Origin of the sequence: Fictibacillus sp. WQ 8-8, from assembly GCF_024494405.1 — a bacterium.
Classification (GTDB): domain Bacteria; phylum Bacillota; class Bacilli; order Bacillales; family Fictibacillaceae; genus Fictibacillus_C; species Fictibacillus_C marinisediminis.
Map to the genome: position 1 here is coordinate 170586 of NZ_JAMXKG010000004.1, position 26094 is coordinate 196679.

A 26094-nucleotide genomic window follows, 5' to 3' on the forward strand; every position below is an offset into this window, starting at 1 on the left:
GAAATATTCTCAGCTTTGTATGATAAAAGTAGCTTTTGTAAATCTCAGCATTTTATGCAACGTATTGTACAAGAAAAGCGCAAGCGTCCTGCTTAGGTCCGACAAGCGCTGGAGGTCTTACACAGCAACACGCTTTTTGTGTTGAGGTGTAAGACCGAGCGACCAAAGACGAAAACAGTACTCTATTTGTTCTCCGAGGACCTAAGACGAAATAGCTATTTCGTCCTTGGACGCTGTAGCTAGACAAGAATTAGACATAAAAAAACCCGGAGATTTTTATCTCCGGGTTAGGATCCTACATTTTTCTGCCGTGTCAGCCAGGCTGTTTTATGGGCATTTGCGAGCTTCACTTTTTTTAGTCCCAGCCACCATAAGAACAGCATGAAAGGCAGCATGGCGATGAGAAAGTCTTTTTCAAAAACAAGCAGAATCCAGTTATAGATTCCATGCAGTCCGAACGGAATTATGATCGAAAGACTTAAAAACACCTTTTTCCGGGAACCGGATGAAAACTTGGCCTTCCCAAAGTAATATCCACTGATGACTCCGAAAAGAGCATGGCTGGAAACCGGCATTAAAGCTCTGCCCATCGCTTCGTTAACCCCATGCACGTACAGGTAAAAAATGTTCTCCATTGAAGCGAACCCGAGGGATAAGGCCACGGCATAAACGATACCGTCATAAGGCTCATTAAATTCGGCATGCTGATAAGCGCAATAGAAAACAAGAAACCACTTCAGAAACTCTTCGAGCAGAGCAGAAAGAAAAAAGCCTTCTGTAAAAGAAGAAACCATCATTTCCTCTTTAAATCCAAATTGGATGACCATAATCGGAAAAACAAGCAAAGCTCCAAAAATATATAATCGAATGACCATAGAAACAGGCTCGGTTTCATATTTATCTTTTAAATAAAAGAAAGCAAGCAGGGCGACAGCAGGAGCGACCCCTGCCGAAACAATTCCTAACATAGCAGCCCTCTTTTCAGCTGTTTTTTTACAATGGTATCATGTAACACCCAGAATGGAAACCCTAGCTGATGTTTATGAAAAAATTGTAACATCTTCCTAGAAAATATTTTGGATGCGATCTCCCTCACAGGCAGCCAGGAGCACAGCCAGACGAATCCTTGCTTTCTTGCTGTCATAGTCTTTTCCAAGGATAACCCCGTGTTCAGCAAGATCAAACGTACTTCCAAGATAATCATAAGTCGGATATACTTGGCCCTCCTCAGAACTGGTCGTAATGACGACCTTTATGCCAGCATCAACTGCTTCAATAATGGAATTCATCATCAGCGGAGCTACCTGCCCTCTGCCTGCTCCTTCTAGAACAATGCCCTGAACGCCGCTTTCGATGGCCGCTTTAATAAATTTGCCGTCTGCGCCAATATAACATTTGATGATATCAACTGGAGGCACTGCTTTTTCTATAGTATAATATTCCCTTCCGATCGGCTTTTGGTAGGCTACGACCTTATCGTTATCGATAATTCCTAAGTACCCAAAACCAAAAGAATTAAAGCCCTGCAGGTTGGATGCATGGACTTTTTTTACATACCTGGCCGTAAAAATTCTCTCGTTAAATACAACTACTGTTCCCGAACCTTTTAAATCAGGGTCACATGCAGTATAGATGGCGTGCCTCATATTCGTATAAGAGTCACTGCCGATTTCTCCGGGTGAACGCTGTGAACCCGTAACGACTACTGTCCTCGAATCTGCGATGGTCAGATCAAGAAAATAAGCGGTTTCTTCAATACTGTCTGTTCCATGGGTAATGACTACACCATCATAATCTGAATCCTTAAAAAGGTTTTCAATGGCTTCCTTAAGCACGTTAAGATGTTCAAACGTCATATGCATACTCGGGACCTGAAACAGTGAAAAAATACTAACTTCAATATCGTTTGGCAGCTCAATCATTGCCGCCAGCTCTTCCCCCGTCAGAGCGCCTGAAGATAGAAGGCCTGACGTTTCATTCGGCTTGCTGGCAATGGTTCCGCCAGTAGTTATCAACGCTACTTTTTTCATATGTAAACACCTCTTAAGTATCATAACACATGCTCTTCACCGCAAAAATCCACCAATTAATCGGCTTACATAAATAAAAGCAGCCCCTGTTTTTATTTATGAGATGCCGATAACGTATCGGCGATCAGTCCGCCATGGAACCTTCCATTCTCAATAAAGATCTCATTAGCATTGTTGCCTGCAGCAATGACACCGCAGATGAACACATTTTCCACATTCGTTTCCATCGTCTCAGGATTGTGGGCGGGCCGGCCTGTTTCATGGTCAATATGGATACCGATTTTTTCAAGGAACCCGTGATCCGGATGATATCCTGTCATGGCAAACACAAAATCTGCCTTGACCGTTTCTTTTTCTCCGTTTTTATCAAAGGTTACTGTATTTTTTCCGATTTCAAGAACGTTCGACTGAAAGTGCATGGCGATCTTGCCGCTGTTTACATGCGATACAAACTCAGGCAATACCCATGGTTTTACACTCTTCGAATAATCTTCACCCCGGTAGAGAACCGTCACCCTCGCACCGGCTTTTTGAAGTTCAAGCGCTGTATCGACCGCAGAGTTTTTTCCGCCGATCACCGTCACGTCTTTATCATAATAAGGATGACCTTCCTTAAAATAATGAAAAACATGCTGCTGCTCCTCACCTTGTATGTTCATATAGGTCGGATTATCATAGTATCCTGTTGCAATTATAACAGCCTTCGCCTCGTATTCATTGGAGTCACCTTTAGCCGTTTCTGTCTGGACATGATAAGTTGTACTGTCCCCTTTTTGTACAGCAGTTACTTTCTCAAACGTGCGGATGTTCAGTTCTTTCCGTTTGGCCACCTCGCGATAGTAAGTCAGTGCGTGGATTCTTCTCGGTTTTCTTTCCTCATTGACAAAAGGTACATCACCAATTTCAAGTTTTTCACTAGTGCTGAAAAACGTTTGGTGAGTCGGGTAGTTATAGATTGACTCCACGATATTCCCCTTCTCGATCACCACATAGGAAAGCCCTTTTTCCTTCACAGCGATGGCTGCCGATAAGCCGCACGGCCCCCCGCCGATAATACAAACATCGTACTTCATTTCTCCACTCTCCTGGTTCACAAATCTATAGCTTGCTCTTTTTATATAGGCTCACACATAGCCTTTCATTAATAAAAACGAATTATCCCTTAAACCATAAAAAACCCCTATCAATTAATGATAGGGGATTCTGCTGGCATTTGCAAAAGATTAAATCCATCCTCTGAAACGGGAGGCTTCAGCCATCTTGCGCACGCCTACCATATAGGCTGCGAGGCGCATGTTTACTTTACGGTTCATGGCCGTTGTGTAAACGTTATTAAAAGATTTCACCATTACAGTTTCAAGCTTCTCTTCTACTTCTTCTTCTGTCCAATAATATCCCTGGTTGTTCTGTACCCACTCGAAATAGGAAACCGTTACACCGCCGGCACTTGCCAGTACGTCCGGTACAAGAAGGATGCCGCGTTCTGTTAAAATCTTTGTTCCTTCAAGTGTTGTAGGGCCATTGGCTGCTTCGACTACGATGGAAGCTTTAATATTATGGGCATTTTCTGCTGTAATCTGATTTTCAATCGCTGCAGGAACAAGAATATCGCAATCCAGTTCTAAAAGCTCTTTGTTGGATATGGTATCTTTGAATAATTTAGTAACCGTACCAAAGCTGTCGCGCCTTTCCAAGAGATAGTCAATATCAAGGCCTTCTGGATCGTGGAGTGCACCATAAGCATCAGAGATCCCAATGACTTTTGCGCCTGAATCATGCATAAACTTCGCTAAGAAGCTGCCTGCGTTTCCGAATCCCTGGATAACGACTCTTGCACCCTCAATTTCAAACCCGCGTTTTGCAGCTGCTTCACGAATGCAGATCGTTACCCCTTTTGCTGTAGCTGTTTCACGGCCGTGTGAACCGCCTAGAACAAGCGGCTTGCCTGTGATGAAGCCAGGTGAGTCGAATTCTCTGATCCGGCTGTATTCATCCATCATCCAGGCCATGATTTGAGAGTTGGTAAACACGTCTGGTGCCGGAATGTCCTTTGTTGGACCAACAAGCTGGCTGATCGCACGTACATAACCGCGGCTTAGACGCTCCAGTTCACGGAACGACATGTTGCGGGGATCACAAATGATTCCCCCTTTACCTCCGCCGTATGGAAGATCGACAATTCCTGCTTTTAAGCTCATCCAAATCGAAAGTGCTTTCACTTCTGTCTCTGTTACACTCGGGTGAAAGCGGACTCCCCCTTTAGTCGGGCCGACTGCGTCATTATGCTGGGAACGGTATCCCGTAAATATTTTAGTAGAGCCATCATCCATTTTTACCGGGATGCGGACAGTCAGCATCCGGATCGGTTCTTTGAGAAGTTCATATACTTCTTCAGGGTACCCTAATTTATCAAGTGCTTCCCCAATCACTGATTGTGTTGCGGTTAGCACGTTATTATTTTCATGGTTATCAGATTTGTGATCTGCTGCGTTTTGGGCAGTCATTTGGTTACCTCCCATTATTGTCACCTCTAAAGTTTAGTCAATCTTCAGAGACAGTATACACCTTTGTTAGTCCTATGAGAAGGGGATTTTCAAGATAATCGCGAAAAAGGTAAGCGCTTTCGGTACTTTTTTACTATCAGACGACCGGCATGATGAAGCCCCCCCTAGACTTGAAGGGAGGGCGGCCGTTTATTTTTGAAGCGAAAGCTGAATGAGCTTCTCGATCATATCAGGGTAAGAAAGACCTACTTCTTTCGCCGCGTCCGGGAATAAGCTGGTTGGTGTCATTCCCGGCAGCGTATTGACTTCAAGAATGACAGGTTCACTTCCGTCGCTCGGAATAATGAAATCAACTCTGGAATAAACTTCGCACCCCAATACCTCATGAGCCAAAACGGCTTGTTTCTGAAGCAATGATGTGGTTTTTTCATCAAGGCGTGCCGGTACATAATGAACACTTCCGCCTTCCGCATACTTGGATTCATAATCGTAATATTCATTTTTTGGGACAATCTCAACGACAGGGAGAGCATTGACACTTCCTTTTTCCCCCATAACCGCCACTGTCACTTCTTTGCCGGATACAAATTCTTCAACCATTACTGTATGATCATGCAAAAGGGCTGATGCGATGCCTTTCAGCATTTCATCTTTGTTTTTTGCGATGGTCAATCCGATCGTAGATCCCTCATGATTCGGTTTGACGACAAGTGGAAATCCGAAAGGAACATCGAGTTTATCCTCGCGGTAGAGCTTTTTCTCCAAAACAACCTCTTTAGCTGTTCTGATTCCAGCATTTTTAAAAAACTGTTTGGAACGAGCTTTATCCATTGCCAGTGCCGATGCAAGAACACCAGAACCAACATAAGGAATCTTCAGCATATCAAGCAAGCTTTGCAGCTTGCCGTCCTCACCGTATTTTCCATGCAATCCGATGAATACGATATCTGCATTCAGCTGAATGATTTCTTCCAGTCGATCAGGATGAAAGTCCACTCCGATTACTTCATGCCCTTTCGCTTCCAAAGCGTTCATAATCTGTTTTCCACTAGATAAGGATACCTCGCGCTCAGCGGATACTCCTCCGTATAAAACTGCAATTTTCATGTGTGTAATCACTCCCACCCCAAAAATATATGTAGTTCATTATATTCCCTGCCACTTTTTGTGAGCTTTTCTATAAGGAAATCCCATATATCATACCATGTTTGCAGGTTGATGTAATGGCTTATGTGTTTTTTTCAAATAAAAAACTCCCGGATTTTCGGGAGTTTAATTAAAATAAGAATTGATTTGGGAAATTGCATTGCTTTCCATCAGGGCTTTGCCGTATTCGATCACTCTGTAGCTCGTAATGGTAGAAGAACTGCCAAATTCAGCTAATAATGCAATGAGTGTATCCAGTTCAATATCGGGAAGATCCTGTTCTTCAAACTTCAGATAGAAACAGTTTTCAAATGAATAGAGTGTTCCACCGTCAATGCTGAGCTGACCAAGGCGTTTTGCCAATGATATGACATCTTCAAAGGAAGAAAATTCATAGAAGATTTCGTCACTTTCATCCAAGGTTACTTGCATTTCAATATAGTCTTCATCATATTCATCTTCGAGTTCATACTCGTTATGACCTTTTGTCACAATGACCACCATTCCTTGCGCCGGTAAAGCAAAAACTTCAACAGCAATCGGTCCGTCTGCTTTGAATCCCACTTCGTCGTCTGCTTCGGTCATCATATCTCTGAATAGTTGGTGAACTTTAGGAATATCCTGCCATATTTCATCTTTGGAGATTCCGCGTTCTTTTAAATCATCAAACGTTAGGAAGATCTTGATCTTGTTATAAGTTAATCGCTCTACCCGCATTTCTGGTCCCCCTTACGATCGATTCCGCAACTCTTTAATACACTATATGAGTGAGAAGGAAGTTGGTGCTAAACTTCTCTTACTACACTTTAATGATCAAGAGCCGGTCGCTTTTCTTGTTTTAATTTTTTATGAATCCATTGTTCCCAATCTGTTTTGGTGTTCCCTATTATGATGTCTTTAAATTTGGTTTTTATATCATTGGATAAATATTCAATTCCAAGTCCTCCTAAGCCGATTTGAAGGTTTGGATACTCTTTATCCACCTTTTCAAGCCATTTCAGGGTCTGAGAAGTATGTTGTTCCATCGTACAGGAAACAACTAACAATTTAGGGTCGATTTCTTTAATGACAACATTAAGATCCTCGGGAGGGATTCCTTCACCGAGATAGATGACTTCAAACCCTTTTTGCCTCAAGTACAGTGTGAAGATCAGTAAACCTAATTCATGGGTCTCTTTTAATCCGCAAACCGCCATTACTTTTGGCAAGTAACCGTCGACAGGAAGATGATAGAGTATGTTCCCGATCTTCGCCTTCAAAAAAGAGGTCGAATAATGCTCATGGGCAACCGTAATTTTATGGTTCTCCCACATATGGCCGATTTTTACGAGTAAAGAGCCTAGTATATCAATCGTTACTTTTTCTATGGTAAACAGGCTGAATGCACGGTCCAAAACTTCCTTGGCTTTGTTTTCATGGAAAGAAAGGAGTGCTGACAGCAGCTCGTCCGCCAGTTGGACAGCCCTATCCTTCTGGCTGCTGTTCTCGACGACGAACTGATCGATGTTATTTTCATGATGTTCAAGCAGATCTACAGCCTGGCTAATGGTGAAACCGTGATTAATTTTATTCATGAGCCATTTAATGATATAGATGTGTTCATCCGTATATAGCCTGTGGCCAGCTTCATTGCGCTTGGGCTGGATGATGGAATATCTCCGCTCCCAGGCTCTTAATGTTCCCGCCTGGATTCCAAGCATTTTTGAAACGGCTTTAATATTGTATTTCCCTTCCTGTGAAGCCATTTCTATATCCTCCAATAGCTGATTATACCTATAAGTATAGCGGACTGCTTACCTTGTGTAAAATTTGTACAACGCCTCACAAATATACTCGTACATGCATAGAACTAAAAAGATAGGGAGTATGATGTTAATCCCCGTTAATAACTTTTTGTAAAACACATTTTAACTGAAAATTGATAAAAAGGACAGCCCCGGTATACAGGGCTGGCCGGATCAATCCTCATGTATGCTTAAAATTCTGAATCCAGACTGGCTGAGCTTTTCCACAAACTTTTCAAGATTTGGTGTTTTTTCCACTTTCATTACCATCCGTCTTACGAGCTGATCCGTTTCATCAAATGTAGTCAGTGAAATAATATTCTCGTGAAATTGCTTTGTAATCTCAGACAATCGGGCAATCCTCCCTTCCGTTTCAAGGGAAGCGAAGGATATTCTAATCCCGGGCTTTTTCATGCCGAACGCGCTTTGAAACTGCTCCAGCACATCATACCGGGTAACGACGCCAAGCAATTGATTATGTTTGTCAGTTACGGCAACGATCGGCATATCTTTTACCATCAGCAGGGTCCTTTCAAACATTTCATCTTCACTGATGGTCAGGTTTCTGCAGCAGGCAATATCGCCGGCTTTTGTTTTTGCTAAAAATTGCTCCTTTGTCTTGCCGCTCGCAAAAAAAGCTTCATAGATGGAATGCCGTGTAAGAATCCCTTTAAACCTGTTATCAGAGACGACCGGAACTCCGTCAATATCATACTTTTGCAGAAGATCAAGCACTTGTTTTACAGAATCTTTTTCCTTCACAAAATGTGTCTTACGCAGTGGGATCATATTGCTTTTTACAAACATACCCTTTCACTTCCTCCCCCCAGCCACTCGTTTTAAATTTTAAGAATATTTAAAATCTTTTATTGAAAATACTGTAAAATTGACTTATCATTGAATTAACCAGTGAAAAACTTAAAAAAGAATGGAGAGGAACATCATGACTTTATTAAAAATCAAGACAAAATCTCTCGTGTTAAATAAAGATCTAAGATATAACGAAAAACTTGGACTCCCAGTTGAAGTCTATTGTCCGAATTCCCATAGAACTATAGCTTTCGGGCGCATCGAGACGATGGATGACCATTTTGTAGTCATTAATTCAGAGAAACATTCCATCGCTGATCACTTCTTTTTCGGATGCCCCAGCGCGATCTAGCTCTTCATTTATGATACAGATTTATGTTGTACTCAGATTTAACATACTCCAATACCTGATACCTGTTCTTCCACATTTCCGGCCTTGGCCATAAATCGTCTCCGCGTTCAATAATCTCTTTCCTGATGCTTTCATATTCATCATCCGCTTTTGCACACTTCTTTTTGAGCCGTTTCCACTGAACCCCTGCCACTAGAAAATAAATCCCGATAAACCAGATCATCCTGTCACCTGCGAGTGAAAACAACGCCGCCCGTACACTTTCAGCATGGGTTAACTTAAAACCATACAAGTAGATCAACGCCAGGCAGCCCATGAGCGAACTATAAAACGCCCACCATTTCATCTGTCTATCATACTGGTCTTTCTGTTCTTTCTTTTCAATCAGCGTCTGAAGCACCACTTTGCAGATTTCTGAGATAAAAGGCTCGACCTTCCAGTAGTTGATTGCGTTCATATAAGCCCCCTCCTGCTTCAACGTATGCAAAATAAGATTAAATCATTCCCAATGGCTTCCCGTTTTTAATCTCGTCTCCAGAGGCCATTTTAATAGGCTTTGTTATAAAAAAAGGATGCTGACGAATTTTGCATCAGCATCCTTTTACTACTTCATGATTCTATTTTCACCTTCTGCACATCGTCATTTCCTTTTAACGGATCCGTTACTCTCGGAAACCAATAGTTATATGTAAGGATAAAAACAACGAGGAGCAAGAAAATAACAAGCAGAGATTGGGCCAGCGGCAGCCGGTTCTTTTTTTTCTCTTCAGAAGAACTCTCGGGTTCCACTGCATTTCCTTTTCTTATCTGTTCCGTTTTTCTTTTATGAAATTCCTTCCTCGAAGGCAGCGGACGATCGTTTATTAGTTCAGATTGTTCACTCATGTTCTTCATGAGTACCACCTCCGTTGTCCTCTATTGGATAAGATTTAGGATGGGTCGTGAGCCATCCTTTGGAAATCAGCAGCCCAAGAAAAAAATCGATAAAAAAATGAGCGGTCATCGGAACAAGCAGATTCTCAGTGTATTGGTATAAATATCCGAGAAGAAAGCTAAGTAGAACCGCTGCACTGAAAAGTACAGGCTTTTTTATATATCGTACATGGAGGACTGCAAAAAGTATACTTGTTAAGCTCAAGCCGAGCAAGGGCAGTACAGCTCCCCGAAAGAGCCACTCTTCTGAAAACGAAATGACAGCTGTTAGTACAGCAATATGCCAGACCGGAACCGAGCGGAAGATGCGCTCATTGATCCCTCCGTCATCCAAGTAACGTTTCGGCATCCATTTATGCAGAAGGAGGTTAATAATGACTACCGCTAATGCGGTTCCTGCTCCCAAAACTATGATATTAAAGCTTTCCCATCGGAACTTGTTCAGATCAAAGCCCGCAAACCACATGATGGCTGTTCCGGCAGCAAAGAATAGAAATTGGGAAATATATATATTAGTGCGTAATTCTCGGTCGCTCATTTGCCGGATCAGCTGTGCTTGATCCCAATTCTTCATGATGATCATCACTTTCCTGATTAAAAATTAGTTGCAGCTCATTTTGCCAATTCACAGCTGCAGCAGGCTGAGGATTTGTACGAGTTTCCTTTTGGATGAAATGTCCGATATCTGCCTTGCAGTGGCTGCAGCAATTATCCGGGCGTTCCCCCATCTCATCATGAAAGATGTGTGCAATCTTTTCTCGTTTGCAAAAATCTCCTCTTGTCCATTCTACCATTTCTTCTATTTTTTTGCGTTTCAGAGCTTTTCTGTTTTTCATTTTTTGAAGAATACGTTCCTTGGCTTCATCCTGCAGCACATTTCCTTCGTTTAAAAAGTAACCCTCTTTTTCAAACTGATAAAGCAAAAATCTTCTTGCGCTGTCACTCATCTCAAACCTTTCCAGCATACCCGAAAATGAAACGCGGTCAGCCGCAGGAAGTGAAGCACAATGGAGTACCTGTCCCTCATCTGGAAACTCATGGTCAATAAACATCCCCGGAATTTCTTCATCCCCTCTGCAATATAACAAAACAGCGAGACTCTCTTTGCCGTCTCTTCCCGCCCGGCCGATTTCCTGGACATAAGACTCTATGGCAGAAGGCATATGAAAATGGACAACAAACCGGATGTTTGGTTTGTTGATGCCCATGCCGAAAGCATTCGTACAGCAAATGATATCAAGTTCATCATTTAGAAACTGTTTTTGGATCAACAGCCGATCCTCATTTTCAAGCCCCCCATGGTAGGCAGCTACACGATTCATCCCTTTTTCTCTCAGATTTTCTGCAAGGTTTTCAGCCCATGATCTTGTCGAGGCATAAAGAATTCCAGGTCCATTTAATGAGGAAGCGAGTTCAATGGCACGATTCAGTTTATCCAGATGCTCCGTGCAGTGCTCTACTGTTAACGTAATGTTCGGCCGGTCCACACGATAAACATGCATCGTACAGCTTTTCATTTTAAGCTTTGCTGTGATATCATCTCTGACTTCCGGTGTAGCGGTCGCTGTCAGAGCAAGACAAGGGGGATTCCCAATATTGCTTCGGAATGACGCCAGTTTTAGATAACTGGTCCGAAATTCATGGCCCCATTGGGATATACAATGCGCCTCATCAACAACGAACAGAGAGACGGAGATTTTTTTCAGTTCGTTGAGTACAAATTCATTTTCAAGTATTTCAGGAGAAACGTATATAAATTTATAAGAAGAGAGCCTGTGAAGCACTCTTCTTTTTTCTTCAAAATCCATAAAACTGTTTAAAGCCACCGCTCTTTTTTCCCCAGAACGCTTAAGCTGTTCCACCTGGTCTTCCATCAGTGAAAGAAGAGGTGAGACAATGATGATTGAGCCGGAAAGAATGTTGCCTGGAAGCTGATAGCATAATGATTTTCCTTTACCAGTAGGCATCATGGCCAGTACGTCATTTCCCATCAGAATGTCTTCGATCACTTCCTTCTGTCCAGTGCGGAATTCATCATATCCGAATTTTTTACTTAACAGGGCTTCCAGCTCCAATTCGATCACCTGCCCTTCCTAGTACGAGACGTATTTTAAAGTAAGAGATGTCATCTCCGAGGCTTTCTTTTATGCGTTTTAGTTTTTTAGTCTGCAGCTTTTCAAAGGCAGCTATTATCTTTTCTTGTTCCTGTTCGGTTACGTAAGGGTCGACCGAAAAGTTGGGATAGTGGATCGCAATCTCTACTAAGTGGTCTTCAATTGTGCTTTTTCTCATCTTTCTGATCATGATGATCTGTTCCATGCTATTTCCAGATTTCAGCAATCTCCACGTCTTTTGAGCGGATACTGTGAGAGGATCGTTTATTTCCAGACAGTTTACGAGTTTGTTCAATACGGGGTAAAATTTTTGCCCTTCTTCTGCATTCATGAGAAGATAGTGGAGCACAGAACGGAAAATAAGCTCAGTATCCTCTACAGGCAGCCCTAATACACTAGCCGCTTGGTTATTCGTGAGACCTGTTCTTCCGTACCTGCTTAATTTTAATACAAATATCTCTGCATGGCGGCCGGGCAGTTCACCGAGGAGTGAAAGAAATTCTCTGTATAACTGATCCGCCTCCGCCTGCCTCTCGTTCTGCTTCGGAAATATTCTTTTCACAAGATAAAGCGTCACCGGGTCTCTTGAAACCGGCAGAAAATCATAATTGTTTCGGGTACTGTGAGATACTGCTTGTATGTATAGAGCAAGAAGCCTGTAAAATGGAAGTTCTGCGTTTCTGTAGCGAAGACCGTTAAAGGCGAATAGATACGGACGATCCTTCAGAAGCTTGGCTAATTGTTCATCCCCTTCTTCTGTAATGATATACCGGTCTTCCAGCCTTTTGGCCAAACTGAGCTCAATGAGATGGCTGATCGTTTTTTCAAAATCTTCACGTTCGAGGCTCGGCAAGACCCCAAATAAAAAAGAGAGATTAAAAAGGTGTCCGTCAGAAAGTGTCTGCGAGGTTTTCTTCCCTTTTACCAAATGCAAGATTCCTGACAGACTTCGTTCACCGTTAAATTGTTTCAAACAATAGAGGAGTATGCCATCTCGTGTATTCATCATCCATCACCACACTTAAATAATCTTTAGCCTAACACGCATCTGTAAACTAATAAAGAAGCAGAATTCGTTTAGCGGAGAAAAACCAGGGGAAACATGAAGTTAAAGGGAGTTGTGACATAAACCATTATTTTTTCTATTGAATTATTGGTAGCTAATAAATTACAATATGAATAGCACACATATATTGAAGTATAACATTTTGAATGTATTCGTGTTTTATTGCATTGTTCTTACCATGATTAGGAGGTTATAAATATGCCAAAGTACACAATTGTAGACAAAGACACTTGCATTGCCTGCGGAGCTTGCGGAGCTGCTGCGCCCGATATTTATGATTATGATGATGAAGGCATCGCCTTTGTTACTCTCGATGAAAACCAAGGAATTGTTGAAATTCCAGATGTATTGATCGACGATATGCAGGATGCTTTCGAAGGCTGCCCAACAGATTCTATTAAAGTGGCAGACGAACCGTTTGACGGCGATGCATTGAAATTCGAATAGAAGAAAATACAAAGCCCTTCATGCTGATGCTGGAGGGTTTTTATTTTCTCTTTCATTTAAAATTAAATGATAACCATTGTCAATTATAAATTTTGCGTAAACGATTTCATCGTCCTTCTCTAAAGTTCTCCCCTCTTTCTTCTTTATTTCGTTTAGATTTTCTCTCAAATTTCGTTTGTACTCTAAATAGCCCTGTGTTAAATTATCAATATTATATAAATATTCTGGCAATATAAGCTGTAATTACAAACTGGGAGTGGATGAGATGTTTCGTGTGCTGGCAGCAGATTCAATAGCAAAAGAAGGAATGGCAGCTCTGGAGAAAGAGTCCGGCGTTTCAGTCATTTATGGCAGTGTTGAGGACGTTCAAGATCCAGAGAGTATCGACGCTTTGGTCGTAAGAAGTGCCACTAAAGTAACAAAAGAACTTCTATCCCTTTTTCACAACATTAGAATTGTAGCGCGTGCAGGTGTCGGTGTGGATAACATAGATATCGATGCAGCAACACAGCGCGGAGTTCTGGTCATTAATGCACCTGATGGAAACACGATTTCCACAGCTGAGCATACATTTGCGATGATCATGGCAATCCTTCGAAAGATTCCTCAGGCGAACCAATCGATTAAAGAAGGAAAATGGAACCGTTCAAGCTTTACAGGAGCTGAGCTTTCCGGAAAAGTGCTCGGGATCGTAGGACTTGGGAGGATTGGAACAGAGCTTGCCAAACGGGCTCGTGCGTTTGGTTCAAAAGTCCAAGTGTTTGATCCGTTTCTAACGGCAGAAAGGGCAAAAACACTGCAGGTCGTTCCTGTTACCCTGGATGAACTTCTCGAGAGCAGTGATATTATTACCGTCCATACACCGCTTACGAAAGAAACAAAAAACCTCATCAACACCGAGAATCTATCAAAGACCAAACAAGGCGTTTATTTGATCAACTGTGCGAGGGGCGGCATCCTTGATGAAGAGGCCCTTTACGCCTACCTATCAAACGGCCATATTGCAGGCTGTGCCCTTGATGTGTTCGTGCAGGAACCGGCTGTTGAGAACCGGCTTGTTCACCTGCCGAACGTGATCGCCACTCCTCACATCGCGGCTTCAACCGCAGAAGCACAGATGAATGTTGCTGCACAGGTTGCCAAAGAAATCTTAACCTTCTCCAAAGGCAAGCCCGTCAAAAACGCGGTGAACCTTCCAGCCGTCTCCAATGACGACTTTCAGAAGATCTATCCTTATTATGAACTTGCTAAAGTTTCCGGCCAGTTTCTATCACAGTCATTCTCTTCTCCGATTAAAGAGATTAAGATTACCTTTGCCGGAACTATCACAGAATTGGATACAGGATTAGTATCAAGAGGCCTTCTGTCCGGATTCTTACAGCCAAGAGTAGACCGGATTGTCAATGATATCAATGCCACGCTCATCGCGAAAGAGCAAGGCTTCTCATTTAGCGAAAAATACAGCACAGAAACACAAGGCTATGAAAATATCATTGAAGCCCGTGTTATCGGCGAAACAGAAAGCTTCAGCCTTCAATCCACGTATATCAACGGCTATGGCCCAAGAGTGGTCAACATCAACGGATATTCCACTGATTTTGTTCCTGAAGGATTCCTCGTATACATTGAGCATGTCGATAAGCCTGGTGTCATCGGCAGAGTCGGAAAGCTGCTCGGTGATCTGGAGGTCAACATCGCTGCAATGCAGGTGGGGAGAAAGATGGCCGGCGGTGAAGCAATCATGATGCTTATATTTGACAAAGAGCTGGATCAGGATGTATTACTGAGGATCAAGGAGCTCTCTGACGTAGTTTCCGCTACTACTATAAACCTGTAATAACAACAAAAAAAGCATGGAAGCAAAGGCTTCCATGCTTTTTTTATGCTTTAAAACGAGATTTCTTTTCGTTCTCCTTTAGTAAACGTCATTACAGACGTATAACCAGCTTCCCTTGCCAGTTGGATAGCCTGTCCATAATCAGCACCCACATGGGACGGTTCGTGAGCATCAGAAGAAAATACGATCGGAATCCCTTTGCTTCGACACATTTTTAGTAATACTGGTTCTGGATAAAGCCGCTGAACCGGTTTGCGCAATCCGGCAGTAGAGATCTCAACGCATGTTTTTGAATTCTTGAGCGCGTCTGTCGCCCGTTCATATTGTTCAAGAATAAATTCCTCATCATTCGGTATGTAGTTGAAAATTTTAACAAGGTCGATATGCCCGATGATATCAAAAAGATTGGAATCTGCAAGTGTTACCACTTGATCATAATATTGTCTGTAGACCTCATAAAGATCCCTGCGTTCCCACTCTTTCCGGTACTCAGCAAGATCAATGCCAAAGTCTCCAACCCAATGGACGGAACCGATCACATAATCAAAATCATAGCTTGATATAAAACTTTCCATCTCTTTATGCCGGCCTGGCGTATAATCCATCTCGATCGACATCTTTACATCCAGATCTTTCGACCATGCCTCATGAAACAAGTCTACATAGTCTTTCATGTCATAATATCTTCGTTCTTCCATCCAAGGTTTGCTCACTATATCTTTCGTTTGGTAAAAATGATAGGCATGTTCAGAGATTCCAAAATGGCTGATCTCTCTTTCTCTAGCCTGGTTAACAAACCTTTCAAGATAGTCCAGTGTTAGCGTTCCCTTTTCTAAATGATTGTGATAGTCTGTCGGCAAGCTTGTTCCTCCTCTAATTTTTCAACCTAATTCTTGGGCAAATCCTTATCCACTTTTGTAACATGAATTTCGGCCTCCTTCAAGTGTTTTTCAAAACTTTCTCCTGACTTTGCCTTGCCGCCCTTGCCGCCCACAAACAGAATTCCGATGCACAAGGTGATAGCCAATACAACAAGAAATCGCCTTCCGTAATCTTTCATCTTTTCCTCCCTGAAACTAGAATCACCTTTTCATGTTATGCGGCTCTGCATAAAACAGAACAAAAAAACTGCTCCTCCCGTTGTTAGTTGTGTCTAACAAGAGGAGTGCAGTTCACTTCAGTCGTTTGTTTTATGGTGTTTTTGTTTCTTATGGAACAAGAATAATCGAGGTGTTTTACTATTCTTCAACAGATAGCGGCAAAAAGATCGAAAATGTCGTACCTTCGTTCAGCTTGCTGTGAACAGAAATCGTGCCGCTGTGGCTGACCACGATATTTTTGGCGATCGCCAAGCCAAGCCCGGTTCCGCCTTTCTTCCCCCGTGTTCTGGCTTTATCCGCTTTATAAAACCGTTCGAAAACAAAAGGCAGATCTTCTTCTGCGATTCCTGATCCATTGTCGGTAACTTCGATCTTCAATCCTTGCCCAGCGGAACCGACCCGGATGGAAACTTTACCGCTGCTGGCTGTATGGCGGAGTGCATTGTCGATCAGGTTGGTCAACACTTGTTCGATCCGGTCAGGATCAAGTCTTGCCGTACCATCTGTATTGATATCCAGTATGAGCTCGATTTCCCTTTCCCTCGCGATTCCATAGAATTTGCGGACTACCCGTTCAAAAAATTCAGTGACAGATACATTAACGGGGTGCAGTTTCATCTGGCCCGCTTCAAGCCTCGCAAGATCAAGCAGTTCATTTACAAGGCGGCCCATGCGCAGAGATTCATCATGTATAATCTTAACGATTTCCTTTTCTTCTTCCTTGGAGCCGGCCACATCATCAACGATCGCTTCACTGTATCCTTGAAGCATGGCAATCGGTGTTCTGAGTTCATGAGAGACATTCGCGATGAAATCTTTTCTTAATTTATCCAACCGTCTTTCTTCTGTCATGTCCCGTAAAACGGCAACAGCTCCCCTTACATAGGACTGGTTATAGAGAGGCGTCATGAGCACCACCCAGCTTCGCCCCTGAATATCAATTTCAATGTACTGTTCTTTTTCAAGGGTAACAACATTCTCAAACAGCTCTGTAAGCTGATCAGGCAAGGTCTTATCTTTGTTACGGTCCATCCCCTGTTCATAATACCAGGCCTGCAAGAAGCGTTCAGCCGGCGGATTGGATACAAGTATGCTCATTCTCCTGTCAAAGGTAATAACCCCGTCTGCCATTGAACTAAGGATTCCTGAGAGCTGTTCTTTTTCCTGATTCAGCGCAGTAATAAAGTTTTTCAGCTGCCTTCCCATCCGGTTAAAGGCCATGGCAAGTTCTCCGATCTCATCGTGCGTCAGCATCGGAACCTTCATATCAAACTCTCCTCTGGCCATATGGGAGGCCGCCTCCCGCATTTTACGCAGTGGGGCGGTGATTCGGCTCGAAAGAAAGAACGCAAAGATCGTCGTTAAGATAATGGCAATTCCTGCTGATAAAAAGATAAGGCGCTTCGTATAGTTCGTACTTTCGGCGATGTTTTCGAGTGACTGGTAGATGTACACCGCACCCGTTTTCCCGTTCTCCATTTTAAAAGGCAGCCCGACGATCAGCAGCCGGTTATGTTTTTCTTTACCATTTGACATAACGGGAAAATCGCCTTTTTTAACGACTTTGTTTCCTTTTTTGTAGACGGACGCCAGTGAATCATTTTTAAAGAACACTTTAACTGGCAAGTCCGGTTCCTCATTCTTCCTCGGTGTCGGAGAATAGTATTCTTTTTTATCCATGATGAACATCGCATTTAATGAATAAGCGTCGACAAGCTCTGAAGAAATCCGCAAAGCCTCTTCCCTGTTGTCATAATGCTCCACGAGCTCCACCATTTTTTGGGCAAGCTTGGTAAGCTGCTGCTCTGCTTGTTCATCGTGGTATCTTTCTACGAATTGTGTAAGCAGCACTGTTAAAATAAAAAGGACTACGGAAACAAGAAGCAATATGGTTACCCAAAGTTTTCCGACTACGCTGCGCCAGATCATTCTTGTTCAGCTACCTCAAATTTGTAGCCCACTCCCCACACTGTCGCAATCATCGATGCTGCCTGAGGGGAAACTTTATTTAGCTTCTCGCGCAGCCGTTTGACATGAGTATCAACCGTCCGAAGATCTCCGAAGAACTCATAATTCCAAACATCTTTTAAAAGCTGCTCCCTTGCATACACTTTATCCGGGGTCTTCGCCAGATAATACAGCAGTTCATACTCTTTAGGAGTCAGGTTGACTTCTTTTCCCCCAGCGATCACGCGATGAGCGTCATGATCGATCGTCAGGTGCGGAAACACGATGATATTTTTAGCGACGGATTCAGTCTGCAGGAACTTGGTAGATGAAGACCTGCGCAGCAGTGCCTTCACTCTGAGGATGACCTCTCTGGGGCTGAACGGTTTTACGATATAGTCGTCAGCACCTGATTCAAATCCTTGTATCCGGTTCATCTCCTCACCTTTAGCCGTTAGCATGATAACAGGCGTGGCTTTCCTTTGCCGGAGTTTTTCACAGACTTCCGTTCCATCCATGCCGGGCATCATCACGTCCAGCAAGATCAAGTCGTAATTTAAGGTCAAAGAGTAGTCAAGCGCTTCCTCTCCGTTCTCCGCTTCATCTACTTCGTAATTTTCTCTTTCAAGATACATTTTTAAAAGCTTGCGAATCCTTTCTTCATCATCAACAACAAGAATTTTCGCTTCTTTTTCCACTGCTGTTCCTCCATTTCATATGTATCTGCCCTTCTATCATACATGAACACTTTGTATATCACAAAACCCTTCATACCAGGAAACAAACCTGACATGAAGGGTATAGGCCTGCGCTAATTATGCGTAGGAATGAAGACCGGAAATCACAAGGTTAACCGCAACAAGGTTAAACATGATGATGACAAATCCGATGACGCAGAGCCAGGCAGACTTCTCGCCATGCCAGCCTCTTGAAAGCCGAAAATGCAGATAGGCCGCATAGAACAAGAAAGTGATCAGTGCCCATACTTCTTTTGGATCCCATCCCCAGAACCTTGTCCATGCCTGCTGTGCCCAGATCATCGCAAAAATGAGTGCGCCAAGTGTGAAAACAGGAAAACCGATGGCAACAGAGCGATAGCTGATCTCATCAACAAGATCCGGTTTAAGATTCATAAGTTTTGGCTGAATGGCTGCGGTGATCCGCTTTCTTAAGATCAGCCGGATGATCCCATACAGTACTCCGCCCATGAGCAGGGACCAGATGAATGTGTTAAATTTCTTTGGTGCTTCATCACCATTCATCCAGGATGGAGATTTCAGTAGCGGTCCGAAATGATTGTCTGCCTGCGTTCCGTTCGGAGGGCCTACGAGAGCCGGCAAATTGTACGTCAACTCCGTTTTTTGATCCCTCTTGTCCGTCCAATCAAACTTCGTCTCATAGCCGGCTGCTGAAGAGATCGCACTTACAAGAACGAAACCGAGTACACATAAGAGCAGATACATAATGATCTCAAGCATCTTTGTCTTTTTGGATGAAATGCTTTGATCAACCACGCGAATCAGGTAGATGAACCCTGCCGCAAATGAGATGGACAGGATGCCTTCGCCGAGGGCTGCAGTCGTTACGTGTATTTTCAGCCAATCACTTTGAAGTGCCGGAATGAGCGGTGCGATATCTTTCGGGAACATGCTGCCATATGCGATGACCAGCAGGGCGATCGGCATCGCGAACACCCCAAGGGCATTTGTTCTGTAAATGCCATATAAAAGGATGAAAGCAAACACCATCATCATCCCAAAGAAAGTAGTGAATTCAAACAGGTTGCTGACCGGTGCATGTCCGCTCGCGATCCATCTCGTAACGAAATATCCAAGCTGTGAGATGAAGCCCAGGATGGAAAGTACATACCCAGTTCTTCCCCATTTCTTAGTATAGGCTGCTTTTTCCTTTCCTTTTTTGTCAGAAAGAGACATGGCAAAGACAGCTGTTGCGATTAAATAAATAATAAATGCAATATAAAGCAAATTACTGCTAAGTTGAGCCATAATAACCTCCAGTCAGGGCTTAAGCGCTTTTTTCGCCACTTTGGTCAACAGGCATGACCAGCCCGGATTCCTCCGAAATGGCCTGCATTTCTTTTTTCAGGCCAAACCAGTTTTTATTCGTATGAGCAGCAATCCATAATTGCCCGTTTTTCTGCTGAATCCAAATTCTGCGGTGATTCCAGTACAGTCCCTGGACCACCCCAAGCATGAAGATAATTCCGCCAACAATAATGATTGGAAGTGTTCTGTCCTTCTTGACGGTTAACGCTGATACGTTTTTCGTTCCGAGACCGGAGAAGGTCATCTTATACTTGTTGTTGCCGGCTTCTACGTTCTTACGAATTCCTATAAAAGCGGTTTCTCCTTTTGGCGTCTCTGGGGTAATCATCTTAAATACGAATGCCGGATTGTCGGGCACGCTGTTTTCTGTTGTCGGCTGGCCGTCTTCATCGAGCTTAAAATTCGGGAAGTATTCAACCATTTTCACTTTGTAGCCGTTTCCAAGATCATACGCCGACTTTGGATTAAAGAGATTGATCTTGATTTCCCCAAAGCTTTTCCCCGTCGATTTCTTTTCAAGCTTCAGGTTCATTCTATGAAACTCGTTCAGCTTGAAATCTACTTGATAAAGGGCATAATCCCCGAAAGTCAGCGGCTCATTCACTTTAATCTTAGCATCTTTAACTTTCTTCAGTTCCGGAGCTGCTCCTACAACTTGGGCAGGATTTGCATGGTAGAGCGTAATATTGCTCTGATAGTTCTTCGGCACCTCGTTGCCCACCTGGTTTAGTGCGTTGGAGAACTGCTTGTCCTTTTTATTGTAGAGCTCCATAACAAACTTATGGTTCTTTAAATAATACTGGCCTTCGTCTGTTTTCGTTCCAGGTACAGCAGTCGTTTCCCCTTCTCTGATCCAAAGTGTCTGATCTGTATACATACCCGGGAAAAAGCGAAGCATGGCTCCGATCAAAAAGATGATGAGCCCTGTATGGTTCACATAAGGACCCCATCTGGAAAACCTGTTTTTCTCTGCCAGTATGTTGCCGTTATCTTCTTTAATTCTGTAGCGTTTGCCTGACAGAACCTTCTTCACCTGCTCAAGTGAGATCCCCTGATCAGAAACCGCAAAAAGACGCTGCCTCTTCATAAAGCTTTCATGGCGTGTCACTCGCTGGTGTTTAAGCGCCCTGTAAAGAGGAACGCCCCTGTCGATGCTCACGATAATGAGAGATATACCAAGAGCTGCAAGGAGCAGTAAAAACCACCAAGAACCATATAGGTTGTGAAAACCGAGCAGATAGAAGATTTGTCCCGGTGTCCCGTATTCCTGTTTATAATACGTCGTTGGATCCACATTGGGAGGTATGTACATTTCTTGCGGGAAAATGGTGCCGATTGCTGCTGCTATTAAAATAACAATAATGATTCCAATGCCCACTTTTACGGATGAAAAGAAGTTCCAGATCTTATCAATAAACGTTTTGTTATAGGTCTGGGAACGAATAGCGCTGCCCTCATACCTCATGTTGATCAGCTCGCGCGAATTTTCGTTGCTTAACGGCTTCCCGCACGATTCACAAATCTCAGTTCCGAACGGATTCTTGTGGCCGCATTCACATTGTATCGTTTTCAAATTTGCACACCCCGTTACGGCTTGATTTTTTCCATATACTCTTTAATCGTTTCATTAGAAAGTGATTCACTCGTTTTCTCAATGATGTTTCCGTTCTTATCAACAAGGAATGTTGTAGGAATCGGTCCGATGCCATAAGCCTTCGTCACTTCCCGTGAACCATCGAGTGGAATAGGAAAGGACAGATGAAAGCGGTCCGCAAAATTTTTCACAGAAACATTGGATTCTCCAACGTTGACGGCCAGAATCTCTACTCCATGTTTCTGATACTCTTTATATTCCTTTTGCATATATGGCATCTCGCGCTGACAAGGCTTGCACCATGTTCCCCAGAAATTCAAGAACACTCCTTTTCCTTTGTAATCTGACAGCTGGACTTTGTTTCCCTGCAGATCCGTCAGCTCAAAATCAGGTGCCTTATCGCCCTTTTGCACACTGCCGCTCTTATCTTGAAACACATTATTGTAAAAGGTATAACCGACGGCAAGAGCTATGACGGCAAGAAGAATTGAGCGAAACACCAGTCTTCTTTTCTTTTTCAATTATGACGCCCCCATTTTATATGTTCCCAACTTAACTATAACGCTTGAAATTTTATTTATGGCCTCTCTTTTTTGACGGTTGTGTGACAGCCTGGTTGCGCAGCTGTTTCACTTCATGCGGCGTCAGTTCTCTGAATTCGCCAGGATTCAGCCCTTTCACATCTAAAAAAGCATAACGCTCCCTCTTCAGTTTCATCACCGGATGTCCGATCGCTTCAAACATTCTTCTGACTTGCCGGTTTCTACCTTCGTGTATGATCAGTTCAATAATAGAGGTCTGTTTCTTCCTGTCCCCTGAGATGAACTTCACTTTTGCAGGCGCGGTCTTGCCATCTTCCAGCACGACCCCCTTTTCAAGCTTTTTCAGCACTTCCCGTTCGGGAATACCTTTTACTTTCGCGATGTACGATTTGTCCACCTTATATTTCGGATGCATCAGTTCATTGGCAAATGCACCGTCGTTGGTCATGATCAAAACACCAGAAGTGTCATAGTCCAAACGGCCGACCGGAAAGATCCGCTCTTCCACGATATCCTGAAAATAATCCGTAACAACCTTTCTACCTTTGTCGTCCGAAACAGCAGTGATGACACCCGAAGGCTTGTACATCAGAAAGTATACAGGCTGTTCCCTTTCTATTTGCACTCCATTTACTTCGATGCGGTCTTTTGGAGAAACCTTCGTACCAAGCTCCTGCACAACGGTTCCATTGACTTTAACTTTTCCTTCCAATATTAATTCCTCAGCTTTTCGCCTTGATGTAATGCCGCTCTGTGCAATTACTTTTTGTAAACGTTCCATGATTTCACCTCATTTAACATCATACTCTCTACACTTCCATTTCTCAAGCTGAGCTTCAATGTTCTTCACACAAAAACACACCGAACAACATTTGTGGGTTCGGTGTGTTCTATGAAAATACGATGGTAACGACGATGATAGAAGCGATAAATCCAACCAGGTCAGCAAGGAGTCCTACTTTCAGCGCGTACCCCATCTTGCGGATGCCGACCGCTCCAAAGTAGACGGTTAAAACATAGAACGTCGTATCTGTGCTTCCTTGAATCGTAGAGGCCAGTCTGCCTATGAATGAATCAGGCCCGTTGGAAGCGATAAGATCAGAGGTCATGCCAAGTGCTCCGCTTCCTGAAATGGTGCGCATCAGACCGAGCGGCACCACTTCTCCGGGGACGTGAATAAAATCAAAGAACGGTTTCCCGAAATCAAGCAAGAGATCAAGCGCACCTGAAGCCCGGAACACGGATATAGAAACGAGCATTCCGACCAGATAAGGTATCATGGAGACAGCGAGGGAGAACCCTTCTTTTCCGCCTTCTACAAAGGCTTCATAGGTCGGAACTTTTTTTACTGTTCCATACAGTAAAATAAAGCCGATCAAAAATGGGATAAACCAGATTGAAAATGAATTTATGAAACTCATAATCTATTTCTTCCCCTTCCTGCTTGACCGATAATAGAAAAAACGGTCAATACAAAGTGCAAACACCGTCGAGACTCCCGTTGCGAGCAGCGTTGTCCCGACAATGTCTGTAGGATTGGAAGATCCATAATTCATTCTGATCGCAATAATCGTTGTTGGAATCAGCGTGATGCTTGATGTGTTGATCGCCAGCAGGGTGATCATCGAGCGGCTCGCTTCATTTTTCCCGCCGTTCAGTTTCTTCAGCTGTTCCATCGCTTTGATCCCCATTGGTGTAGCTGCGTTCCCAAGGCCAAAAAGATTAGCTACCATATTGGATAAAATATAACCGAGTGCAGGATGGCCTTCGGGCACATCCGGAAAGAGGCGCTTGACGATTGGACGGAACAGAAAGGCAAGCATTTCCAGCAGTCCGCTCTTTTCGGCAATTTTCATGAGGCCGAGCCAAAAAACAAGGATACTGACCATTCCTAGACTGATCGTTACTGCTTCCTGTGCGCTTTTAAAAACAGCCGCGTTCACCTTATCGACGTTTCCAGTCAGCATGGCGACAATGAACCCTGTCACCATCATCCCCACCCAGATGTAATTAACCATGTCTTACACCTGAGCTGATTGAGAAAAGGGATGCCACCATGTCCTTGAATACACTCCAGAATGTCTTGCTGTCTTCCTTCACCAATCCTTTTCCTTCATAATATAAAGGCAGATCTGCGATCATCGTTTCCCCCAGCGTGACTTTCATTTTCCCAATCGGTTTGGGTATGGCTCCTTCTTTCCACTTCCCTCCTTTTGGAGGCTGGTATAGAGTGACGGATTTCTGAACTTCTTTTTTCTCGCTTTTCATGAGAGGGTATCGAAAATCTCTTGAAGCTTCAATCTTATTTTTATAGGCTTTCAGCTTGATTCCGTCAACGGCCCCTTTTTTCACGATGCTGGCAAGGTGAAACGTCCGATAGCCAAAATTAAACATAGCAGCATGATCTTCCCAGTCGTCCGGATCGTTCAGCGTTACTGCAATGAGCCCCATTCCGTCTTTCTTGGCTGTCGATACGAGTGTTCGTTTTGCAAGCCTTGTATAGCCGGTCTTTCCCCCCGTAGAATAGGGATACCGTTTAAGCATTTTATTTTTGTTTCGCCAAACCCGATCCCACTTCTCGCCTTCTTGAGGAGACCGGTAGATAGCAGAGGACGATATCTCTCGGAACTGAGGATTCTCCATGGCATAACGTGTGAGCACCGCCATATCATAGGCGGTGGAGTAATGGTCATCATGATCATCAAGTCCGTGCGGGTTGCGGAAAAGCGTGTTCTTCATGCCGATTTCCCGGGCTTTTTGATTCATCATGTAAACGAAACCATCAAAGCTGCCTCCGACATACTCTGCGATGGCTACAGCTGAATCATTCCCTGAGCGAAGCATTAAACCATATACCAGATCATTTAGGGAAATATGCTCACCTGGCTTTAAATAAAGTGAAGAACCTTCCGTTTTGGTCGCTTTTTCGCTGACCGTCACCCGGTCCTGAAGTTTTCCAGATTCAATCGCGAGTATAGCAGTCATGATTTTGGTGATGCTGGCGATCCGCATCGGCCGGTGTTCATTTCTGGCATAAAGGATTCTTCCTGAATCCTGATCCATGAGGATAGCAGCTCTCGCGGAAACACCAGGACCATCAGCATGAGCTGAAAATGGCGCGTAAGGAAAGACCATTACGGCTATTAATATCGGCAGAATCCATTTTTTCGATGTATAGAGCATAAGTATCCCGTCCTTAGTTGTTTTGTACAAGTTTATGCAAAAACAGGACGGTTATGATGGTAAATTATATCCAATTATGTTTCGTCACCAGGTAAGAATCTGTTTTTCCCGTCGAATCGCTGTCCGTAATCGGTTGCCTCCTGAAGGGCTCTCTCTTCTGTTGGAATTCGGACAGATAGGATAACAGCGTTTAAAACAAGAAAAAGAAAAGCTGTGAAATAGGCCTGAAAGACAAGAGGGATCGTGATGATCTCCATGGTTACGATACAATAGTTTGGGTGTCTGATATATTTGTAAGGGCCTCTTGCCACCACTTGTGCCCCAGGCAGAATAATAATTTTCGTGTTCCAAAAGGCCCCGAGCGATCTGAGGCACCAAACACGGGCCATCTGGGCGAGTAAAAAAAGAGAGAAAGGGATCCACCACCAGGTGGCCGGCTCTTTATGGAATAGTGTGACTTCGAGGAGCAAGAAGAAAAAAAATGAAGCATGAATCGCCACCATCCATTTGTAATGTTCCTGTCCTGCTTCAAACGCTCCTTTCGAACGAAGAAACGTTTCATTCCTCCTTGCGATTACAAGCTCTGCAAGCCTTTGAAGAATCAGTGCACCGAGAAAAAGAAAAAACACGATCATCCCC

At 43.5% G+C, this 26094-nt stretch carries 28 protein-coding genes; 3 read left to right on the forward strand and 25 right to left on the reverse strand.

Features of this window, described 5'->3' with window-relative positions:
• Positions 1-287: 287 nt before the first annotated feature.
• The 8 genes from prsW to M1K46_RS10380 all read right to left on the reverse strand — a co-directional run bounded on the left by prsW (position 288) and on the right by M1K46_RS10380 (position 8271).
• A complete protein-coding gene (gene prsW / locus M1K46_RS10345; protein WP_053358033.1) occupies positions 288-968 on the reverse strand; it encodes a glutamic-type intramembrane protease PrsW in 681 nt (226 codons plus the stop codon).
• Positions 969-1064: 96 nt separating this feature from the next.
• Positions 1065-2030, reverse strand: a complete 966-nt coding sequence (locus M1K46_RS10350; protein WP_256225962.1) for an asparaginase — start codon at positions 2028-2030, stop codon at positions 1065-1067.
• Positions 2031-2122: 92 nt separating this feature from the next.
• On the reverse strand, positions 2123-3103 hold the full coding sequence (locus tag M1K46_RS10355; protein WP_256225963.1) for a YpdA family putative bacillithiol disulfide reductase: 981 nt from the start codon (positions 3101-3103) through the stop codon (positions 2123-2125).
• Between the two features lie 150 nt (positions 3104-3253).
• Entirely contained in the window at positions 3254-4534 is a 1281-nt protein-coding gene (locus M1K46_RS10360; RefSeq protein WP_053358030.1) for a Glu/Leu/Phe/Val family dehydrogenase, read from the reverse strand.
• A gap of 189 nt (positions 4535-4723) precedes the next feature.
• Positions 4724-5641 carry a D-alanine--D-alanine ligase family protein gene (locus M1K46_RS10365; RefSeq protein WP_062235317.1) on the reverse strand — a complete coding sequence of 306 codons (918 nt, stop codon included), beginning with the start codon at positions 5639-5641 and terminating at the stop codon, positions 4724-4726.
• A 165-nt stretch (positions 5642-5806) separates the two neighbouring features.
• Positions 5807-6397, reverse strand: a complete 591-nt coding sequence (locus M1K46_RS10370; protein ID WP_053358028.1) for a genetic competence negative regulator — start codon at positions 6395-6397, stop codon at positions 5807-5809.
• Positions 6398-6486: 89 nt separating this feature from the next.
• Entirely contained in the window at positions 6487-7425 is a 939-nt protein-coding gene (locus tag M1K46_RS10375) for a MerR family transcriptional regulator (RefSeq protein WP_062235314.1), read from the reverse strand.
• Positions 7426-7638: 213 nt separating this feature from the next.
• On the reverse strand, positions 7639-8271 hold the full coding sequence (locus tag M1K46_RS10380; protein WP_053358026.1) for a CBS domain-containing protein: 633 nt from the start codon (positions 8269-8271) through the stop codon (positions 7639-7641).
• A 136-nt stretch (positions 8272-8407) separates the two neighbouring features.
• Here M1K46_RS10380 and M1K46_RS10385 point away from each other — a divergent pair, with 136 nt between their 5' ends.
• Positions 8408-8626, forward strand: a complete 219-nt coding sequence (locus M1K46_RS10385; protein ID WP_053358025.1) for a hypothetical protein — start codon at positions 8408-8410, stop codon at positions 8624-8626.
• A gap of 4 nt (positions 8627-8630) precedes the next feature.
• On the opposite strand, the gene M1K46_RS10390 is transcribed toward M1K46_RS10385, so the two are convergent.
• The 5 genes from M1K46_RS10390 to M1K46_RS10410 form a co-directional block, all read right to left on the reverse strand.
• On the reverse strand, positions 8631-9083 hold the full coding sequence (locus M1K46_RS10390; RefSeq protein ID WP_062235309.1) for a DUF2663 family protein: 453 nt from the start codon (positions 9081-9083) through the stop codon (positions 8631-8633).
• Between the two features lie 152 nt (positions 9084-9235).
• Positions 9236-9520: a hypothetical protein gene (locus M1K46_RS10395; protein ID WP_256225964.1), complete on the reverse strand. Its 285-nt coding sequence runs from the start codon at positions 9518-9520 to the stop codon at positions 9236-9238.
• Positions 9504-10133, reverse strand: a complete 630-nt coding sequence (locus M1K46_RS10400; protein ID WP_256225965.1) for a CPBP family intramembrane glutamic endopeptidase — start codon at positions 10131-10133, stop codon at positions 9504-9506. The genes M1K46_RS10395 and M1K46_RS10400 overlap by 17 nt, the downstream gene beginning before the upstream one ends.
• Entirely contained in the window at positions 10072-11643 is a 1572-nt protein-coding gene (locus M1K46_RS10405; RefSeq protein ID WP_256225966.1) for a RecQ family ATP-dependent DNA helicase, read from the reverse strand. The genes M1K46_RS10400 and M1K46_RS10405 overlap by 62 nt, the downstream gene beginning before the upstream one ends.
• Positions 11609-12679, reverse strand: coding sequence for a helix-turn-helix domain-containing protein (locus M1K46_RS10410; protein WP_256225967.1), 1071 nt, complete (start codon positions 12677-12679; stop codon positions 11609-11611). The genes M1K46_RS10405 and M1K46_RS10410 overlap by 35 nt, the downstream gene beginning before the upstream one ends.
• Before the next feature lie 258 nt (positions 12680-12937).
• Here M1K46_RS10410 and M1K46_RS10415 point away from each other — a divergent pair, with 258 nt between their 5' ends.
• Both M1K46_RS10415 and serA read left to right on the forward strand, forming a co-directional pair.
• Positions 12938-13186, forward strand: a complete 249-nt coding sequence (locus tag M1K46_RS10415) for a ferredoxin (protein WP_062235300.1) — start codon at positions 12938-12940, stop codon at positions 13184-13186.
• Between the two features lie 265 nt (positions 13187-13451).
• Positions 13452-15023 (forward strand): phosphoglycerate dehydrogenase, encoded by a 1572-nt coding sequence (gene serA / locus M1K46_RS10420; protein ID WP_256225968.1) that lies wholly within the window; start codon positions 13452-13454, stop codon positions 15021-15023.
• A gap of 50 nt (positions 15024-15073) precedes the next feature.
• Here the strand turns inward: serA and M1K46_RS10425 are convergent, their stop codons facing one another.
• The 12 genes from M1K46_RS10425 to M1K46_RS10480 form a co-directional block, all read right to left on the reverse strand.
• The gene (locus M1K46_RS10425; RefSeq protein ID WP_256225969.1) at positions 15074-15883 is read right to left on the reverse strand and encodes a histidinol-phosphatase; all 810 of its coding nucleotides are present in this window, start codon (positions 15881-15883) and stop codon (positions 15074-15076) included.
• 26 nt (positions 15884-15909) lie between these two features.
• Positions 15910-16083, reverse strand: coding sequence for a hypothetical protein (locus tag M1K46_RS10430; RefSeq protein WP_156316370.1), 174 nt, complete (start codon positions 16081-16083; stop codon positions 15910-15912).
• 178 nt (positions 16084-16261) lie between these two features.
• A complete protein-coding gene (locus M1K46_RS10435; RefSeq protein ID WP_091004841.1) occupies positions 16262-18052 on the reverse strand; it encodes an ATP-binding protein in 1791 nt (596 codons plus the stop codon).
• Positions 18049-18768: a response regulator transcription factor gene (locus M1K46_RS10440; protein ID WP_062235285.1), complete on the reverse strand. Its 720-nt coding sequence runs from the start codon at positions 18766-18768 to the stop codon at positions 18049-18051. Before M1K46_RS10440 ends, M1K46_RS10435 begins: the two co-directional genes overlap by 4 nt.
• Positions 18769-18885: 117 nt before the next feature.
• Entirely contained in the window at positions 18886-20076 is a 1191-nt protein-coding gene (gene ccsB / locus M1K46_RS10445) for a c-type cytochrome biogenesis protein CcsB (RefSeq protein WP_256225970.1), read from the reverse strand.
• Between the two features lie 19 nt (positions 20077-20095).
• Positions 20096-21709 (reverse strand): cytochrome c biogenesis protein ResB, encoded by a 1614-nt coding sequence (resB, locus tag M1K46_RS10450; RefSeq protein ID WP_256225971.1) that lies wholly within the window; start codon positions 21707-21709, stop codon positions 20096-20098.
• A 14-nt stretch (positions 21710-21723) separates the two neighbouring features.
• Positions 21724-22251, reverse strand: coding sequence for a thiol-disulfide oxidoreductase ResA (resA, locus tag M1K46_RS10455; RefSeq protein ID WP_091004834.1), 528 nt, complete (start codon positions 22249-22251; stop codon positions 21724-21726).
• 52 nt (positions 22252-22303) lie between these two features.
• Entirely contained in the window at positions 22304-23053 is a 750-nt protein-coding gene (locus M1K46_RS10460; protein WP_053358012.1) for a pseudouridine synthase, read from the reverse strand.
• Positions 23054-23162: 109 nt separating this feature from the next.
• Positions 23163-23693, reverse strand: a complete 531-nt coding sequence (locus tag M1K46_RS10465) for a spore maturation protein (RefSeq protein ID WP_053358011.1) — start codon at positions 23691-23693, stop codon at positions 23163-23165.
• A 3-nt stretch (positions 23694-23696) separates the two neighbouring features.
• Positions 23697-24290: a nucleoside recognition domain-containing protein gene (locus M1K46_RS10470; RefSeq protein WP_256225972.1), complete on the reverse strand. Its 594-nt coding sequence runs from the start codon at positions 24288-24290 to the stop codon at positions 23697-23699.
• Entirely contained in the window at positions 24283-25455 is a 1173-nt protein-coding gene (locus tag M1K46_RS10475; RefSeq protein WP_256225973.1) for a D-alanyl-D-alanine carboxypeptidase family protein, read from the reverse strand. Before M1K46_RS10475 ends, M1K46_RS10470 begins: the two co-directional genes overlap by 8 nt.
• A gap of 74 nt (positions 25456-25529) precedes the next feature.
• The gene (locus M1K46_RS10480) at positions 25530-26090 is read right to left on the reverse strand and encodes an isoprenylcysteine carboxyl methyltransferase family protein (RefSeq protein WP_256225974.1); all 561 of its coding nucleotides are present in this window, start codon (positions 26088-26090) and stop codon (positions 25530-25532) included.
• Positions 26091-26094: the final 4 nt, after the last annotated feature.